Origin of the sequence: Burkholderia sp. AU27893, assembly GCF_002223205.1 — a bacterium.
In the GTDB taxonomy this organism is placed as follows: domain Bacteria; phylum Pseudomonadota; class Gammaproteobacteria; order Burkholderiales; family Burkholderiaceae; genus Burkholderia.
Window position 1 is genome coordinate 74,505 of record NZ_NKFD01000002.1, and the last position, 16,920, is coordinate 91,424.

Consider the following 16,920-nt stretch of genomic DNA (forward strand, 5'->3'; position numbering starts at 1 on the left):
AGCAGGGGCAATCGGGCGCGGGCCGCCCTCAGCAGACGTCCTGCATGTTGCGCGCCAGATCGTCGAGCAGCATCCGCGCGGTGGCGACGTTGGTCGCGACCGGTACGTCGTGCACGTCGCAGGCACGCACGAGCGCGGTGATGTCGGGGTCGTGCGGCTGCGCGGTCATCGGGTCGCGCAGGAACACGACGATGTCGATGCGGCCGTCGGCCAGTTCCGCACCGATCTGCAGGTCGCCGCCGAGCGGCCCAGACAGCTTGCGCTCGACCTCGAGCCCGTGCGCGTCCGCGATGCGGCCGCCCGTCGTGCCGGTCGCCACCAGCCGGCATTGCGCGAGCGTCGTGCGGAATTCGCCCGCGAGCGCGACGATCTCGTCCTTCTTCGCGTCGTGCGCAATCAATGCGATGCGGGGTTTGCTCATCTCCAGATCCTTCGTGTCAGGTGGTTGTCGTGAAAGGCGGCGCGTGCGTCAGAACGTGCCCGGATACGAGCCGCCGTCGAGCAGCCAGTTCTGCCCGGTGATGTAGCCGGCGTGCACGCTGCACAGGAACGCGCACGCCGCGCCAAATTCCGCACGGGTGCCGAGGCGGCCGGCCGGGATGTCCTTCGTGCGCCGCGCGCGCATCTCGTCGACGCTCACACCCTGCGCCTTCGCCGACGCGGCGAGCGTGGTCGCGATCCGGTCGGTGTCGAACAGGCCCGGCAGCAGGTTGTTGATCGTCACGCCCTGCCCCGCAACCTTGCGCGACAGCCCCGCGACGAAGCCGGTCAGCCCCGAGCGAGCCCCGTTCGACAGCGCGAGCACGTCGATCGGCGCCTTCACGGCCGAGCTGGTGATGTTGACGATCCGGCCGAAGCCGCGCGCGATCATCCCGTCGACGGTCGCGCGGATCAGCTCGATCGGCGTCAGCATGTTCGCTTCGAGCGCGCGGATCCAGTCGTCGTGCGAGAAGTCGCGGAAGTCACCGGGCGGCGGGCCGCCGGCATTCGTCACGAGAATGTCCGGCTGCGGGCACGCGGCGAGCGCGGCCGCGCGCCCGTCCGGCGTCGTGATGTCGCAGGCGACCGCGGTCACCGACACGTTCGCGCCGGCGCGGATCTCCTCCGCGGTTTCCTCCAGCGTGGCGCGCGTGCGCGCGACGATCACGAGGTTCACGCCCTCGGCGGCCAGCGCTTCCGCGCAGCCGCGACCGAGCCCCTTGCTTGCCGCGCACACCAGCGCGGTCTTTCCTTCGATGCCGAGATCCATCGTCGATTCCTTGGTGGCGACACGCGCCGGCTCGGCCCGATCACGCCGGCGCACGGACCCCGGACGGGTCAGGCGGGCAATCGGGCGGGCACGGGCGCGCGGATTGTCGTGAGACGTCGATATTATCCGGATCATGCGGCGCGCCTTGGTAAAATTGCGGGCATAAGCGCGCGGCCGGCTTGCGCCCGCCACCGCCCCCGATCCTCTTTTGCCGCCAAGGCGCCCCCGTCATGAAACAGGACAGCCGTTTCCCGAATCTCTTCATCACCGATCACCCGCTGATTCAGCACAAGCTCACGCACATGCGCGACAAGGACACGTCCACGCGCACGTTCCGCGAGCTGCTGCGCGAAATCACGCTGCTGATGGGCTATGAGATCACCCGCAACCTGCCGATCACGACCAAGCGGGTCGAAACCCCGCTCGTCGAGGTCGACGCGCCGGTGATCGCGGGCAAGAAGCTGGCGATCGTGCCGGTGCTGCGCGCGGGCATCGGGATGTCGGACGGCCTGCTCGACCTGGTTCCGTCGGCCCGCGTCGGCCACATCGGCGTGTATCGCGCCGACGACCATCGCCCGGTCGAATACCTGGTGCGCCTGCCGGATCTGGAAGACCGCATCTTCATCCTGTGCGACCCGATGGTCGCGACCGGCTACTCGGCCGTGCACGCGGTCGACGTGCTGAAGCGCCGCAACGTGCCGGCCGCGAACATCATGTTCGTCGCGCTGGTCGCCGCTCCCGAAGGCGTGCAGGTGTTCCAGGACGCGCACCCGGACGTGAAGCTGTTCGTCGCGTCGCTCGATTCTCACCTGAACGAGCATGCGTACATCGTGCCGGGCCTCGGCGACGCGGGCGACCGCCTGTTCGGCACCAAGAACTGAGCCCCGGTACGGCCGCGCGGCGCGCGGCCCGGCCCGCGGCGGCCCGCCTGGCCGTCCGGCCATGCGCGGCGGCCCCGATCCGGCGGTCGCCGCGTGATAAAATCTCGATCCACTCGACACGCGCGGCCCCGCGGCTTCATGCCCGCCGACACGGCCGCCGATTCAACGACACACTGAAACAATCGCCCGCGCTGTGCGCCCGGGCACGGAGAAAGGTATGGCTGGTCATTCGAAATGGGCCAACATCAAGCATAAGAAGGCAGCGGCCGACGCGAAGCGCGGCAAGATCTGGACCCGCCTGATCAAGGAAATCCAGGTCGCGGCGCGCCTCGGCGGCGGTGACGTCAACTCGAACCCGCGCCTGCGTCTGGCGGTCGACAAGGCGGCCGACGCGAACATGCCGAAGGACAACGTCAAGCGCGCGATCGATCGCGGCGTCGGCGGCGCGGATGGCGCGAACTACGAGGAAATCCGCTACGAAGGCTACGGCATCAGCGGCGCGGCGATCATCGTCGACACGCTGACCGACAACCGCACCCGCACGGTCGCGGAAGTCCGCCATGCGTTCTCGAAGTTCGGCGGCAACATGGGCACCGACGGCTCGGTCGCATTCATGTTCGATCACGTCGGCCAGTTCCTGTTCGCACCGGGCACGTCGGAAGACGCGCTGATGGAAGCCGCGCTCGAAGCCGGCGCGAACGACGTGAACACGAACGACGACGGTTCGATCGAAGTGCTGTGCGACTGGCAGGCATTCTCGGCGGTGAAGGACGCGCTCGAAGCCGGCGGCTTCAAGGCCGAGCTCGCCGAAGTGACGATGAAGCCGCAGAACGAAGTCGAATTCACCGGCGACGACGCGGTGAAGATGCAGAAGCTCCTCGACGCGCTCGAGAACCTCGACGACGTGCAGGACGTGTATACGAACGCCGTCATCGTCGAGGAATGAGGTGCCGGCCGCCGTGTTCCTGTCGCGGCGGCGGCCCGACCGAATCCGCGGCCGGCGCGCCTGAGCGTGCCGGCCGCCCTGTTTTCTAGTCTGCGGGGAATCCCATGAAACTACTCGTCGTCGGTTCCGGCGGCCGCGAACATGCGCTGGCGTGGAAGCTCGCGCAGTCGCCGCGCGTCCAGATGGTCTACGTCGCGCCCGGCAATGGCGGCACGGCGCAGGACGAGCGCCTGAAGAACGTCGACATCACGGCGCTCGACGAACTCGCCGATTTCGCGGAACGCGAAGGCGTCGCGTTCACGCTCGTCGGGCCGGAAGCGCCGCTCGCGGCCGGCATCGTCAACCTGTTCCGCGCACGCGGCCTGAAGGTCTTCGGCCCGACCCGCGAAGCCGCGCAGCTCGAGAGCTCGAAGGATTTCGCGAAGGCGTTCATGAAGCGCCACGGCATCCCGACCGCCGAGTACGAAACGTTCTCCGACGTCGCCGCCGCGCACGCGTACATCGACGCGAAGGGTGCGCCGATCGTCGTGAAGGCCGACGGCCTCGCGGCCGGCAAGGGCGTCGTCGTCGCGATGACGCTGGAAGAGGCGCACGAAGCGGTCGACATGATGCTGTCGGGCAACAAGCTCGGCGACGCCGGCGCGCGTGTCGTGATCGAGGAATTCCTCGACGGCGAGGAAGCGAGCTTCATCGTGATGGTCGACGGCAAGCACGCGCTGGCGCTGGCGTCCAGCCAGGACCACAAGCGCCTGCTGGATGAAGACCGCGGCCCGAACACCGGCGGCATGGGCGCGTATTCGCCCGCGCCGATCGTCACGCCGCAGATGCACGCACGCGTGATGCGCGAGATCATCATGCCGACCGTGCGCGGGATGGAGAAGGACGGCATCCGCTTCACGGGCTTCCTGTATGCGGGCCTGATGATCGACAAGGAAGGCAATCCGCGCACGCTCGAGTTCAACTGCCGGATGGGCGACCCGGAAACGCAGCCGATCATGGCGCGCCTGAAGAGCGATTTCTCGAAGGTCGTCGAGCAGGCGATCGCGGGCACGCTCGACACGGTCGAGCTCGACTGGGACCGCCGCACCGCGCTGGGCGTCGTGCTGGCCGCGCACGGTTATCCGGACGCGCCGCGCAAGGGCGACCGCATCAACGGTATCCCGGCCGAGACCGAACAGGCCGTCACGTTCCATGCAGGCACGACGCTCGACGGCGACAAGCTGACGACGTCCGGCGGCCGCGTGCTGTGCGTGGTCGGCCTCGCCGATTCGGTGCGCGAAGCGCAACAGCATGCGTACGAGACGATCAACCAGATCAATTTCGAAGGCATGCAATACCGCCGCGACATCGGCTTCCGCGCACTCAACCGCAAGAGCGCGTGACGTTGCAATTGCCGCCCCGCCCGCGCGCGGCGGCGGCCCCTCTGCCGGGGTTCGTTAGAATGCCCGGCAGAAGCCTTTTTTACGGCCCCCGCTTCGGGCGGGGGCACCCAGTCCAGACATGACCGATTCGACCTACGACGTAGCGCGTGTGCGCACGTACCTCCAGGGCCTGCAGACACGCATCGCCGACGCGCTCGGCGCGCTCGACGGTACGCCGCTCGCGACCGACGCATGGCAACGCGGGCCGGCCGAACGCCTGCGCGGCGGCGGCTGCACGCGGATTCTCGAAGGCGGCCGCGTGTTCGAACGCGCGGGGATCGGCTTTTCCGACGTCGCGGGCGATGCGCTGCCGCCGTCGGCGAGCGCGGCGCGCCCGCAGCTCGCGGGCCGCGGCTTCGAGGCGCTCGGTGTGTCGCTGGTGCTGCACCCGCGCAATCCGTACTGCCCGACCGTACACATGAACGTGCGGATGCTGATCGCGACGAAACCGGGCGAGGAGCCCGTGTTCTGGTTCGGCGGCGGCATGGATCTGACACCGGTTTATGGTTTCGAGGACGACGCCCGGCATTTCCACCAGACCTGCAAGGATGCGCTCGACCCGTTCGGCGTCGAGCTCTACCCGCGCTTCAAGAAATGGTGCGACGAGTATTTCTTCCTGAAGCACCGCAACGAGATGCGCGGCATCGGCGGGATCTTCTTCGACGATTTCTCCGAGCCCGGTTTCGAACGCTCGTTTGACATGATGCAAAGCGTCGGCGACGCGTTCCTGCAAGCCTACCTGCCGATCGTCGAGCGGCGCGCCGAGCTGCCGTACGGCGAGCGCGAGCGCGACTTCCAGGCGTACCGCCGCGGCCGCTACGTCGAATTCAACCTCGTGTTCGATCGCGGCACGCTGTTCGGCCTGCAAAGCGGCGGCCGGACCGAGTCGATCCTAATGTCGATGCCGCCGGTCGCGAACTGGCGCTACAACTGGCAGCCCGAGCCGGGTTCGCCGGAAGCGCGCCTGTACAGCGACTTCATCGTGCCGCGCGACTGGGTCTGACCCCGCCTCAAGCAAAGGACGCGTTTCTGGACACCACCGCCCGCCCCGCCCCGCTGCCGCGTCGTATCGGCTTGCTGGGCGGCACTTTCGACCCGATCCACGACGGCCATCTCGCGCTCGCGCGCCGGTTCGCCGAGCTGCTCGGCCTGACCGAACTCGTCTTGCTGCCCGCCGGGCAGCCGTACCAGAAGCGCGACGTCTCGGCCGCCGAGCATCGGCTCGCGATGACGCGCGCGGCCGCCGGCTCGCTGTCCGTGCCGGGCGTGACCGTAACCGTCGCCACCGACGAGATCGAGCACGCCGGCCCGACCTACACGGTCGAGACGCTCGCGCGCTGGCGCGAGCGGATCGGCCCGGGCGCATCGCTGTCGCTGCTGATCGGCGCCGACCAGCTCGTGCGCCTCGACACGTGGCGCGACTGGCGCAAGCTGTTCGACTACGCGCACATCTGCGTGGCGACGCGCCCGGGTTTCGACCTCGGCGCGGCGCCGCCGGACGTCGCGCAGGAAATCGCCGCGCGGCAGGCCGGCGCCGACGTGCTCAAGGCCACGCCGGCAGGCCACCTGCTGATCGATACGACCCTTTCGTTCGACATTGCCGCGACCGACATCCGCGCCCACCTGCGCGAATGCATCGCGCGCCATGCGCAAATGCCCGACGCATCGGCCGAGCATGTGCCGGCCGCCGTATGGGCCTATATTCTTCAACATCGCCTCTACCATTCCTGAATCCATGGATATTCGCAAACTGCAGCGCGTGATCGTCGACGCCCTCGAAGACGTCAAGGCGCAAGACATCAAGGTGTTCAACACCAGCCACCTGACCGAACTGTTCGACCGCGTGGTCGTCGCTTCGGGCACCTCCAACCGCCAGACCAAGGCGCTCGCGTCGAGCGTGCGTGACAAGGTCAAGGAAGCCGGCGGCGACATCGTCAGCTCCGAAGGCGAAGACACCGGCGAATGGGTGCTCGTCGACTGCGGCGACGCAATCGTGCACATCCTGCAACCGGCGCTGCGCCAGTACTACAACCTCGAGGAAATCTGGGGCGACAAGCCCGTGCGGATGAAGCTCGGCGGCGGCAAGGGCAACGGCTTCGCCCAGGCCAGCGAAGGCGACGACGAAGAAGAAGAGGAAGCCGCGCCCGCCCGCCCGGCGCGCAAGACGGCCGCCCGCCGCCGTTGAGCCCCGAGTCGTCAAGCGTCTTCCGATGAAGCTTTTCATCCTTGCGGTCGGCCACAAGATGCCGGGCTGGATCGCATCCGGCTTCGACGAATACACGAAGCGGATGCCGCCCGAGCTGCGCATCGAGTTGCGCGAGATCAAGCCTGAACTGCGTTCGGGCGGCCGCAGCGCCGAGAGCGTGATGGCGGCCGAGCGGCAGAAGATCGAGGCCGCGCTGCCGAAGGGTGCGCGCCTCGTCGCGCTCGACGAGCGCGGCCGCGACTGGACCACGATGCAGCTCGCGCAGGCGCTGCCCGGCTGGCAGCAGGACGGCCGCGACGTCGCGTTCGTGATCGGCGGCGCCGACGGGCTCGATCCCGAACTGAAAGCGCGTGCCGACACGCTGCTGCGTATCTCGAGCATGACGCTGCCGCACGGGATGGTGCGCGTGCTGCTCGCCGAACAGCTTTACCGGGCGTGGAGCATCACGCAGAATCACCCCTACCACCGCGCATGACGTGTCGTCCTCGAGACGCGCGCCACGCGCGCACACCGAGATAACGACACCATGCCGTCCAGCACGCCCCCCGCGCTTTTCCCGACCCTTTACCTCGCTTCGCAAAGCCCGCGCCGCCAGGAGCTCCTGCAACAGATCGGCGTACGCTTCGAGCTGCTGCTGCCGCGCCCCGACGAGGACGCCGAGGCGCTCGAGGCCGAACTGCCCGGCGAAGCCGCCGATGCGTACGTGCGGCGCGTGACCATCGCCAAAGCGGAGGCTGCGCGTGCGCGCCTCGTCGCGAGCGGCAAGCCGGCCTCGCCGGTGCTGGTCGCCGATACGACCGTCACGATCGACGGCGCGATCCTCGGCAAGCCGACCGACGCCGACGACGCGCTCGCGATGCTGACGCGCCTCGCCGGCCGCGAACATGCGGTGCTGACCGCCGTTGCCGTGATCGATGCCGACGGCGAACTGCTGCCGCCCGCGCTGTCACGCTCTTCGGTGCGATTCGCGGCCGCGTCGCGCGACGCGTACGCGCGCTACGTCGAATCGGGCGAGCCGTTCGGCAAGGCCGGCGCGTATGCGATCCAGGGGCGCGCCGCCGAGTTCATCGAGCGAATCGACGGTTCCCATTCAGGTATCATGGGTCTGCCCCTTTTTGAGACTGCCGCGCTGCTGCGCGCCGCGCGCGTCGCCTTCTGAACCCACCATGAACGAAGAAATCCTGATCAACCTCACGCCGCAGGAAACGCGGGTCGCACTCGTCCAGCAAGGCGCGGTGCAGGAGCTTCACGTCGAGCGCACGCTGTCGCGCGGGCGGGTCGGCAACATCTATCTCGGCAAGGTCGTGCGCGTGCTGCCCGGCATGCAGTCGGCGTTCATCGACATCGGCCTCGAACGCGCGGCGTTCCTGCACGTCGCCGACATCTGGCATCCGCGCCTCGCGGGCGAGCCGCAGTCGGGCACGCCGCACCAGCCGATCGAGAAGATCGTGTTCGAAGGCCAGACGCTGATGGTCCAGGTGATCAAGGATCCGATCGGCACGAAGGGCGCGCGGCTGTCGACGCAGGTCAGCATCGCGGGCCGCACGCTCGTCTACCTGCCGCAGGAGCCGCATATCGGCATCTCGCAGAAGATCGAGAGCGAGGCCGAACGCGAGGCCGTGCGCGCGCGCCTGACGGCCGTGATCCCGCCGGACGAGAAAGGCGGCTACATCGTGCGCACGATCGCCGAGGATGCCACCTCCGACGAACTCGCCGGCGACGTCACGTACCTGCGCAAGACGTGGGCGACGATCGTCGCCCAGGCACAGCGGCTGCCGGCGACGAGCCTGCTGTACCAGGATCTCGATCTCGCGCAGCGCGTGCTGCGCGATTTCGCGAACGACGACACGACGCGCATCCAGGTCGATTCGCGCGAGACGTACCAGCGCCTGTCGGAATTCGCGGGCGAATTCACGCCGGCCGTGAGCCCGAAGCTGCACCACTACACCGGCGAGCGTCCGCTGTTCGACCTGTACAACATCGAGACGGAGATCCAGCGCGCGCTGTCGCGCCGCGTCGACCTGAAGTCGGGCGGTTACCTGATGATCGACCAGACCGAGGCGATGACGACGATCGACGTGAACACGGGCGGCTACGTCGGCGCGCGCAACTTCGACGACACGATCTTCAAGACCAACCTCGAGGCCGCGCATACGATCGCGCGGCAACTGCGGCTGCGCAACCTCGGCGGGATCATCATCATCGACTTCATCGACATGGAGAACGCCGAGCATCGCGACGCGGTGCTGTCCGAGTTGAAGAAGGCGCTGTCGCGCGACCGCACGCGCGTGACCGTCAACGGGTTCTCGCAGCTCGGCCTCGTCGAGATGACGCGCAAGCGTACGCGCGAATCGCTCGCGCACGTGCTGTGCGAGCCGTGCCCGACCTGCCAGGGCAAGGGCCAGGTGAAGACGTCGCGCACCGTGTGCTACGACATCCTGCGCGAGATCCTGCGCGAGTCGCGGCAGTTCAACCCGCGCGAATTCCGCGTGATCGCCGCGCAGCAGGTGATCGACCTGTTCCTCGACGAGGAGTCGCAGCATCTCGCGATGCTGATCGACTTCATCGGCAAGCCGGTGTCGCTGCAGGTCGAATCGAACCTGAGCCAGGAGCAGTACGATATCGTGCTGATGTAACGTTCCGTCCATCCGCCGCCGGCATCGCCGCGCGGCGCTTCGATGCGGCGCCCGGGCCGCCCGCGCATGTCGCGCCGGCACCCGCCGCCGCCCTTTCACCCTACCCTTTTCGCATTCACCACACACCATGAGCCAAGTCCACAACCGCCGCCAGCGCAAGAAACTCCACATCGGCGAATTCCAGGAACTCGCGTTCAACGCCACCGCGCATTACCGCAACGAAATGACCGACCTCGAGCGCGGCGAACTGATCGATGCGTTCATCGACTTCGTCGAAGCGAACGGGCTGCTGACCGTCGCGTCGGCGGACGAAGGCATCGGCGCTTACGTGATTTCCGGCGCGCCGCGCGGCACGACGACCGACGCCGACCGCGAACTCGTGCGCGGCTGGCTGGCCGCACGGCCGGAACTGACCGACGTCAAGGTCAGCGAATTCAGCGACGCGTGGTACCCGGAAGCCTGAGTTTCCGGCTTCACGCCCCTCGCGCAGCGCCCGCGCCTGCCCGCCGCCACGGCGGGTAGGGCCGGCGCCGCCCCGCTCCCTCCGCCTCGCCTCCCCATCCTCTCCCGCCATCGCGCGACATCCGCGCCACCGGCACCGACGCACACGATTTCCGCCGCGTCGACGGTGATTACCCCGATTTCGGCAGTGAATCGGACGCTTACTTCAATTTAACGTTGCTTAAAGGACGGCTCGCGCCGGCAGACCTACTCTGATCGCCAGGAATCCGATGTTTTGCGGTGCGATCGGCAAGCAAGACGAAATAATGCAAACCGCTCGCCCGACAGATGCTCCGGATTCCGGTACGGGCGAAAACGCGACACGGCGACAGATCAATCAGGGAGACAACCGACGATGCGCCCGCCGCTTCCCCATCGCAGCGACACATTGACGCACGCGAAGGCCGCCTGACCCCACTCTCCAACGACTACGAGGACGACATGGATACGCCGACCACCTATCAGGCAGGACTCCGAATGATCATGATCGCGGCGGGCGTCGCAGCGCTGGTGTCGCTGTCCGCGTGCGGCGGCTCCGGCTCGCTGAGCCAGGGCACCGGCGCCGCAGGATCGGGTTCGGGCGACACGACCGCCACGACCGGCGGCACGAGCAACGGCTCGGGCAGCGGTTCCGGCAGCGGCTCGACCGTCGGCAGCACGGGCAGCGGCAGCGGCTCGGGCACCGGCTCGGCGGGCAGCGGCGCATCCGCCAATGCACTCGGCCAGACGATCGACTCGTCCAGCAACATCGTGACGGCCGCGGGCGGCACGGTATCGAGCGTCGGCACGACGATCGCGGGCCAGTCGGTGCCCGGCGCCAATGCGTCGACCACGCAAGGTCTCGGCACGGTCGTGCAGGATGCCGGCGCGGCCGTCACGACGCTCGGCACCGGCCTCGGCTCGGGGCTCGGCCAGCTCGGCGCATCGTCGAACCCGGTCGGCACGACGGTCGCGAGCACCGGCGGCGTGGTCACGAACCTCGGCAACGCGGTCGCGGCGGCCGGCGGCGTCGTGTCGAGCCTCGGCGCCAGCGGTTCGGCGCTGGCGCCGCTCGCGCCCGTCACGTCGCCGGGCGGCGGCGCGGTCACGATGCTCGGCAACACGATCGCGGGCGGCGGTGCGACGCTCGGCACGCAGTTGTCGACCGGCCCCGTCGCGCAGGTCACGGGCGCCGCCAGCTCGGCGATCACGCCGATCACGACGCAGGTCGGGTCGGTCACGCAGACCGTCGCGTCGAGCACGCCGCTCGGCGCACCGCTGACGAACCTCGTGACGACGGTCGGCAACGGCGTCGCGAACGCCGGCACGACGATCGCGAAAACCGGCGGGAATCCAGTGACGACCGGCGTCGGCAACGTCGTGACCGCGACCGGCAACACGGTGGCCACCGCCGGCACGGCGCTGCTGGGCGGGGGCGGCGCCACGACGAGCCCGCTCGCGCCGGTCACGGGCCTCTTGTCGACCGGCGCCCTCGGCGGCGCGACGGGCGGCAGCAACCCGGCAGGGGCGCTCACGTCGGCGGTCGGCACCGTGACGGGAGCGGTGTCGGGCGCAACCGGCGGCTCGCCCGTCGCGGGTTTGACGGGCGGCAGCGGCACCGGTGCGCTCTCGAAAACGGGCGGCGGCGTGCTCGCCCCCGTGACGACGACGCTCGGCGCGCTGGTCAAGTAAGCGGCAGGCCGGCACGGCGGGCGCATCGTCGCGGACGATCGGGCGCCTTGGCCTTGGCCTTGGCCGTCATCCCCCCTTCCCCACCCCGCGATCCCTTCCTTTTCCCGACAGTCCGCCTCCAGCCAGCCATCGAAATCGGACCTGAAAGCAAGACACGTTAAAATCTCACCTCGCGTGGTGCGCCGCCCGCACCCGCCATCCATCGCCAGCCGCGTGCCTCCGGGCCGCCCCCGACCCATGGAGTGAGTGTCAATGAGCGGCGGACTTCCGTTTCCCGCATCCCGCAGCAAGTCGTTGCCGTCCTCGACGGTTTTCCTGATCCTCGCCGCCGCCACGCTGCTGTCCGGCTGCGGGCTGCTGCCGGTGCAGAATCCGCCCGCGCCGATCAGCGAGGCGCTCGTCGAGCCCGTCGAGGAAACCGCCGGCGAACCGCTGACGATGCCGCCCGTGCCCGCGCCGACGCACCCGGAGGAACCGGAAGCGCCGAAGAAGCCGCACCGCGAAGTCACGCGGCCGAAGCCCGTGCAACGCCCCGAATCGCCGACACCGCCCCCGCCGCCTCCGCCTCCGATCGTCGCGACGCGCCCGCTCGACCGCACCCAGATCCATGCGCTGCTCGACAGCGAAGTCGCGCGCCGCAACGGCAAGGTGATCGGCCGCGCGGTCGACATGGTGACCGACGCGAGCGGCAAGCCGCGCGAGATGATCGTGAACCTGCAGGGCTTCATGGGCGTGGGCGACCGCAAGGTCATCTTCCCGTGGAACGTGTTCCGCTTCACGCCGGGCGGCAAGCAAGAGCCGATCGTGCTCGACGTGCCGTCGGGCGACCTGCCGCCGGCCGCGCGGCCCAAGGCCGTGCCGCTGTCCGGTTCGGCAGCCGCCTCGCCCGCGACGCGGCTGCCGATGCTCGACAGCGACGTCGAGCGTCCGAACGGCACGAAGATCGGCCGGATCGTCGACGTGCTGATCGACCGCGCATCGCAGCCGCAGGCGGTCGTGCTCGACCTCGGCGGCCTCGTCAATACCGACCGCCGTTCGATCGCCGCGAGCTGGGGCGCGCTGCGCTTCGTCATGCGCGACAAGGCGCTGCGCCCGCAGCTCGACCTGAACGACGCACAGATCAAGGCGTCGCCGCCCTACGCGGCCGACAAGCCGATCGTCGCGGTTTTCCCGCCCGTTGCCCCGGCACCGGCTTCGTCTGCGAGCGCGACCCGATGACGATCAAGCATTCCGTCAGCGCACGCAGTCTCCGGTCCCTCGACTGGCTCAACTTCTTCGTTGCAAACGTTCAAACAGGGTTCGGTCCGTTCATCGCGTCCTACCTCGCGTCGCACAAGTGGACGCAGGGCGAGATCGGCATGGTGCTGTCGATCGGCACGATCAGCGCGATGGTCAGCCAGGTGCCGGGCGGCGCGGCCGTCGATGCGCTGAAGAACAAGAAAGGCGCGGCCGCGTGGGCGATCGCGGCCATCATCCTGTCCGCGGTGCTGCTCGCGTCGAGCCCGACGATCGTGCCGGTGATCGCCGCCGAGGTGTTCCACGGCTTCGCGAGCTGCATGCTCGTGCCGGCCATGGCCGCGATCTCTTTCTCGCTCGTCGGCCGCGCCGACCTTGGCGACCGGCTCGGCCGCAACGCGCGCTGGGCGTCGATCGGCAGCGCGGTCGCGGCGGGCCTGATGGGGCTCACCGGCGAATATTTCTCCGCCCGCGCGGTGTTCTGGCTGACCGCCGTGCTCGCGCTGCCCGCGCTGTTCGCGCTCGCGATGATCCAGCCGACGCACCAGGTGATCCCGCAGTCGTCGAAGCCCGACGATCGCGACGAAGCCGGCGAACGCGAAACGCTGCTCGAGTTGCTGCGCGACCGCCGGATGCTGATCTTCGCCGCGTGCGTCGTGCTGTTCCACCTGTCGAACGCGGCGATGCTGAACCTCGCGGCCGGCGAAGTCACGGCCGGGATGGGCGAGAACGTGCAGCTCGTGATCGCCGCGTGCATCATCGTGCCGCAGGCGATCGTCGCGATGCTGTCGCCGTGGGTCGGCCGCTCCGCGCAACGCTGGGGGCGCCGGCCGATCCTGCTGCTCGGCTTCTCGGCGCTGCCGGTGCGCGCGCTGCTGTTCGCCGGCGTGAGCAGCCCGTACCTGCTGGTGCCGGTGCAGATGCTCGACGGCATCAGCGCGGCCGTATTCGGTGTGATGCTGCCGCTGATCGCCGCCGACGTCGCGGGCGGCAAGGGCCGCTACAACCTGTGCATCGGGCTCTTCGGGCTCGCGGCCGGGATCGGCGCGACGCTCAGCACGGCCGCGGCCGGCTACGTCGCCGATCACTTCGGCAACGCCGTGAGCTTCTTCGGGCTCGCGGGCGCCGGTGCGCTCGCGGTACTGCTGGTCTGGCTCGTGATGCCCGAAACGCGCGTCGCGAACGGTGATGCGGCCGCCGACGAACCGGCCGCCGCATCGCCCGAACAGGCGCGCTGACACCGGCGCGCCGCCGTTACCCGCTTCTTGGCCAACGCATGATGGATACGATCAGGACACTCAACGAAGCCCGCCAGCAGATCCAGCAGTCGATCTTCGATCTGTTCAAGGGGCTGTCATTCAGCGAGCGGCTCGCGCAAGGCGGGCTGATGGCGCTGCAGGCCGTGTGCGGCGCATGCCTCGCGTACGTGATCGGCCGCGCGCTGCACACCGAGCAGGCCGTGTGGGCGGCGATCACCGCGATCGCCGTGACGCAGCACAACTACTCGGACACGATGTCGCTGTCGCGCGACCAGTTCGTCGGCGCGATGGTCGGCGGCGTGCTCGGCTTCGCCGGCGCGGCGCTCGGCGGCGACCGCCTCGTCGCGTACGCGATGACCGTCGCGGTCGTGATCGTCTGTTGCTGGTGCCTGAACGTCGGCAGCGCCGCACGGCTCGGCGGCGTGACCGCGACGATCGTGCTGCTGTTTCCGGGCAACGGCCCGCTGTGGGACATTCCGCTGATGCGGCTCGGCGAGGTGACGCTCGGCACCGTGTGTGCGCTGGGCGTGTGCTGGGTGATGTCGAAAATCGAGCGCCGCTGGTTCAGCCACGCGGCGGCTAAGTGACGGGTTGATCCGGCTGCCCGGCGCGTATCGCGGCATCGCGGCATCGCGATCCGTGCCGGGCGATCGGCCAGGTCAGTCGCCGATCCGCAGCACGATGCCGGACCCGATCTGCACCAGCAGGTGATCCCCGCCGACGCCGACCCATTGATAGCCGCGCGGCGGCGGGCTCAGGTGATAGCCGCGCCAGTCGTCGATCACGTACTGGCGATCGCGGAACTCGGGCGGAAGCCGGTCGCCCTTGTGCCATTCGCGGCGCGGCTGGTCGGCCCAGCGCGGCGGCACGTCGTCCTCATGGCGCATCTGGCCGGGCGGCATGTGTTTCGGGCCGTGGCCGCGCTGCATGCCATGGCCGCCCTGGTCGTCGTGGTGGTCGTGGTCCTGCGCCATCGCGGCCGGCGCGGCGAAACCCGCCGCGATCAGCGCGGCCAGCAGCATCCCGTGCATCTTCTTCATCGTGCCTTCCCTCCGTGTTGTCACGTCGAACGAAACGACTCGAACTGCCCGATGAAGACTAGCACACGGTATCGCGGGGCCACATGACCGCGCATGTGACCGCGCGTTACGCCGCCTGCTGCTGGTACTGGATCCGGTGCAGGTGCGCGTAGAGGCCGCCGTGGCGCAGCAATTCGTCGTGGCTGCCCTCTTCGACGATCTTGCCGGCCTCGAGCACGAGGATGCGGTCCGCGCGCTCGATCGTCGACAGCCGGTGCGCGATCACGAGCGTCGTGCGGCCTTCCATCAGCCGCTCGAGCGCGGCCTGCACGTGGCGTTCCGATTCCGAGTCGAGCGCCGACGTCGCTTCGTCGAGGATCAGGATCGGCGCATCCTTGTAGATCGCGCGCGCGATCGCGAGCCGCTGCCGCTGGCCGCCGGACAGCCGCATCCCGTTGCCGCCGACGAGCGTGTCGAGCCCATCGGGCATCGCGGCGACCGCATCGGCGAGATTCGCGGCCTCGAGCGCGGCCTGCACGCGGGCGCGGTCGGGCGTCTGCCCGTACGCGACGTTCGCGGCGATCGTGTCGTTGAACAGCACGACGTCCTGGCTGACCATCGCCATCTGGCCGCGCAGCGCGTGGAGGTCGTAGTCGGCCACCGGCACGCCGTCGACCAGGATCGCCCCGTCGGTTGGGTCGAAGAAGCGCGGCAGCAGGTTCACGAGCGTCGTCTTGCCGCTGCCCGACGGGCCCGCGAGCGCGATCATTTCACCTGGCGCGACCTTGAACGAGATGCGGTCGAGCGTCGGCCGCTCGGCCGCGCCGTAGTCGAACGTCACGTTGCGGAACTCGATGTCGCCGCGTGCCTGGGCGAGCGGCCGGCCGCCGCCCTGCGGCTCGGCCGGCTCGTCGATCAGCCCGAAGATCAGTTCGGCGGCCGTCATCCCGCGCTGCAGCGGCTGGTTGACGTCGATCAGGTGCTTGAGCGGCGAGATCACCAGCAGCATCGACGTGACGAACGCGACGAAGCCGCCGACCGTCGTCTGGTCGTTCGACGACTGCACGACCGCGATCGTGATCACGACCGCGAGCGCGATCGACGCGAGGAACTGCGTGAGCGGCTGCGCGAGGCCGCCGGAGATCGTCATGCGCATCGCGTAGCCGCGCAGGCGCTTGCTCATCTGCGTGAAGCGGTCCATCTCGTACGCTTCGCCGTTGTGCACCTTGACGACCTTGTAGCCGCCGACCGTCTCCTCGACGATGTACGACAGCTCGTTGGTCAGCGTCTGGTGCTCGCGGTTCAGGCGGCGCAGGCGGCGGTTGATCTTGCTGACGAGCCAGCCGATGCCCGGCAGGATCACCGCAACGATCAGCGTGAGCCGCCAGTTCAGGTAGAACAGGTAGCCGAGCAGGAAGATCACCGTCAGCGAATCGCGCACGAGCGTGACCATCACGCCGGTCAGCACCGACAGGATCTGGTTGACCTCGAACACGATCGCGTTGATCACCGTGCTCGCGGTCTCGCGCTGGAAGAACGACGCGCCCGTGTGCAGCATTCGCTGGAACATCTCGAGCCGCAGTTGCAGCAGGATGCGGTTCGATACGTAGTTGAGCAGGTAATTCGACGTGTACTGCGACACGCCGCGCACGAGCGCGAGCCCGATCACGGCCATCGGCACGTACCATTTCGCGCGGTCGCTGCCGTGCGAGCCGAAGCCGTGGTCGAGCAGCGGCTTGAGCAGCGCCGGGATTCCGGCCTCGGTGGCCGCGACGACGCCCATCGTCATCACGGCGAGCACCACGATGCCGATCAGCGGCCGGATGTACGGCCACAGGCGCTTGAGGACCGTCACGGGCGAGGTGCCCGTGCCGTCCATCGGTTTGCGAAGAGTG

The 16,920-nt window shown here is 68.9% G+C and carries 18 protein-coding genes; 14 read left to right on the forward strand and 4 right to left on the reverse strand.

Annotation, left to right across the window (positions count from 1 at the left end; genetic code table 11):
• Window positions 1-28 precede the first annotated feature (28 nt).
• Complete coding sequence (locus tag CFB47_RS13415) at window positions 29-421, reverse strand: methylglyoxal synthase (RefSeq protein ID WP_043188929.1); 393 nt, start codon at window positions 419-421, stop codon at window positions 29-31.
• Window positions 422-469: 48 nt separating this feature from the next.
• Complete coding sequence (locus CFB47_RS13420) at window positions 470-1,249, reverse strand: SDR family oxidoreductase (protein WP_089440689.1); 780 nt, start codon at window positions 1,247-1,249, stop codon at window positions 470-472.
• Between the two features lie 230 nt (window positions 1,250-1,479).
• Here CFB47_RS13420 and upp point away from each other — a divergent pair, with 230 nt between their 5' ends.
• The 14 genes from upp to CFB47_RS13490 all read left to right on the forward strand — a co-directional run bounded on the left by upp (window position 1,480) and on the right by CFB47_RS13490 (window position 14,593).
• Window positions 1,480-2,130, forward strand: a complete 651-nt coding sequence (gene upp, locus CFB47_RS13425) for a uracil phosphoribosyltransferase (RefSeq protein ID WP_011352740.1) — start codon at window positions 1,480-1,482, stop codon at window positions 2,128-2,130.
• A 217-nt stretch (window positions 2,131-2,347) separates the two neighbouring features.
• Window positions 2,348-3,076, forward strand: coding sequence for a YebC/PmpR family DNA-binding transcriptional regulator (locus tag CFB47_RS13430; protein ID WP_089440690.1), 729 nt, complete (start codon window positions 2,348-2,350; stop codon window positions 3,074-3,076).
• 104 nt (window positions 3,077-3,180) lie between these two features.
• Window positions 3,181-4,458 carry a phosphoribosylamine--glycine ligase gene (gene purD, locus CFB47_RS13435; RefSeq protein WP_039370477.1) on the forward strand — a complete coding sequence of 426 codons (1,278 nt, stop codon included), beginning with the start codon at window positions 3,181-3,183 and terminating at the stop codon, window positions 4,456-4,458.
• A 118-nt stretch (window positions 4,459-4,576) separates the two neighbouring features.
• Entirely contained in the window at window positions 4,577-5,500 is a 924-nt protein-coding gene (hemF, locus tag CFB47_RS13440; protein ID WP_039370475.1) for an oxygen-dependent coproporphyrinogen oxidase, read from the forward strand.
• On the forward strand, window positions 5,497-6,228 hold the full coding sequence (locus tag CFB47_RS13445; RefSeq protein WP_089461443.1) for a nicotinate-nucleotide adenylyltransferase: 732 nt from the start codon (window positions 5,497-5,499) through the stop codon (window positions 6,226-6,228). The genes hemF and CFB47_RS13445 overlap by 4 nt, the downstream gene beginning before the upstream one ends.
• Before the next feature lie 4 nt (window positions 6,229-6,232).
• A complete protein-coding gene (gene rsfS / locus CFB47_RS13450; RefSeq protein ID WP_089440692.1) occupies window positions 6,233-6,682 on the forward strand; it encodes a ribosome silencing factor in 450 nt (149 codons plus the stop codon).
• Between the two features lie 25 nt (window positions 6,683-6,707).
• Window positions 6,708-7,178 carry a 23S rRNA (pseudouridine(1915)-N(3))-methyltransferase RlmH gene (gene rlmH, locus CFB47_RS13455; RefSeq protein ID WP_011352746.1) on the forward strand — a complete coding sequence of 157 codons (471 nt, stop codon included), beginning with the start codon at window positions 6,708-6,710 and terminating at the stop codon, window positions 7,176-7,178.
• A 51-nt stretch (window positions 7,179-7,229) separates the two neighbouring features.
• The gene (locus CFB47_RS13460) at window positions 7,230-7,862 is read left to right on the forward strand and encodes a nucleoside triphosphate pyrophosphatase (protein WP_089461444.1); all 633 of its coding nucleotides are present in this window, start codon (window positions 7,230-7,232) and stop codon (window positions 7,860-7,862) included.
• Window positions 7,863-7,869: 7 nt separating this feature from the next.
• Window positions 7,870-9,339 carry a ribonuclease G gene (gene rng / locus CFB47_RS13465; protein ID WP_069248507.1) on the forward strand — a complete coding sequence of 490 codons (1,470 nt, stop codon included), beginning with the start codon at window positions 7,870-7,872 and terminating at the stop codon, window positions 9,337-9,339.
• A 127-nt stretch (window positions 9,340-9,466) separates the two neighbouring features.
• On the forward strand, window positions 9,467-9,802 hold the full coding sequence (locus CFB47_RS13470; protein ID WP_089461445.1) for a YggL family protein: 336 nt from the start codon (window positions 9,467-9,469) through the stop codon (window positions 9,800-9,802).
• 479 nt (window positions 9,803-10,281) lie between these two features.
• Window positions 10,282-11,511 carry a collagen-like triple helix repeat-containing protein gene (locus tag CFB47_RS13475; RefSeq protein ID WP_089461446.1) on the forward strand — a complete coding sequence of 410 codons (1,230 nt, stop codon included), beginning with the start codon at window positions 10,282-10,284 and terminating at the stop codon, window positions 11,509-11,511.
• A 252-nt stretch (window positions 11,512-11,763) separates the two neighbouring features.
• Window positions 11,764-12,729, forward strand: a complete 966-nt coding sequence (locus CFB47_RS13480) for a PRC-barrel domain-containing protein (protein WP_089440697.1) — start codon at window positions 11,764-11,766, stop codon at window positions 12,727-12,729.
• On the forward strand, window positions 12,726-13,985 hold the full coding sequence (locus CFB47_RS13485; RefSeq protein WP_089440698.1) for an MFS transporter: 1,260 nt from the start codon (window positions 12,726-12,728) through the stop codon (window positions 13,983-13,985). Before CFB47_RS13480 ends, CFB47_RS13485 begins: the two co-directional genes overlap by 4 nt.
• Window positions 13,986-14,026: 41 nt before the next feature.
• On the forward strand, window positions 14,027-14,593 hold the full coding sequence (locus tag CFB47_RS13490; RefSeq protein WP_089461447.1) for an aromatic acid exporter family protein: 567 nt from the start codon (window positions 14,027-14,029) through the stop codon (window positions 14,591-14,593).
• Between the two features lie 72 nt (window positions 14,594-14,665).
• On the opposite strand, the gene CFB47_RS13495 is transcribed toward CFB47_RS13490, so the two are convergent.
• Complete coding sequence (locus CFB47_RS13495) at window positions 14,666-15,046, reverse strand: RcnB family protein (protein ID WP_089461448.1); 381 nt, start codon at window positions 15,044-15,046, stop codon at window positions 14,666-14,668.
• A 106-nt stretch (window positions 15,047-15,152) separates the two neighbouring features.
• Window positions 15,153-16,904, reverse strand: coding sequence for a lipid A export permease/ATP-binding protein MsbA (msbA, locus tag CFB47_RS13500; protein WP_256946701.1), 1,752 nt, complete (start codon window positions 16,902-16,904; stop codon window positions 15,153-15,155).
• Window positions 16,905-16,920: the final 16 nt, after the last annotated feature.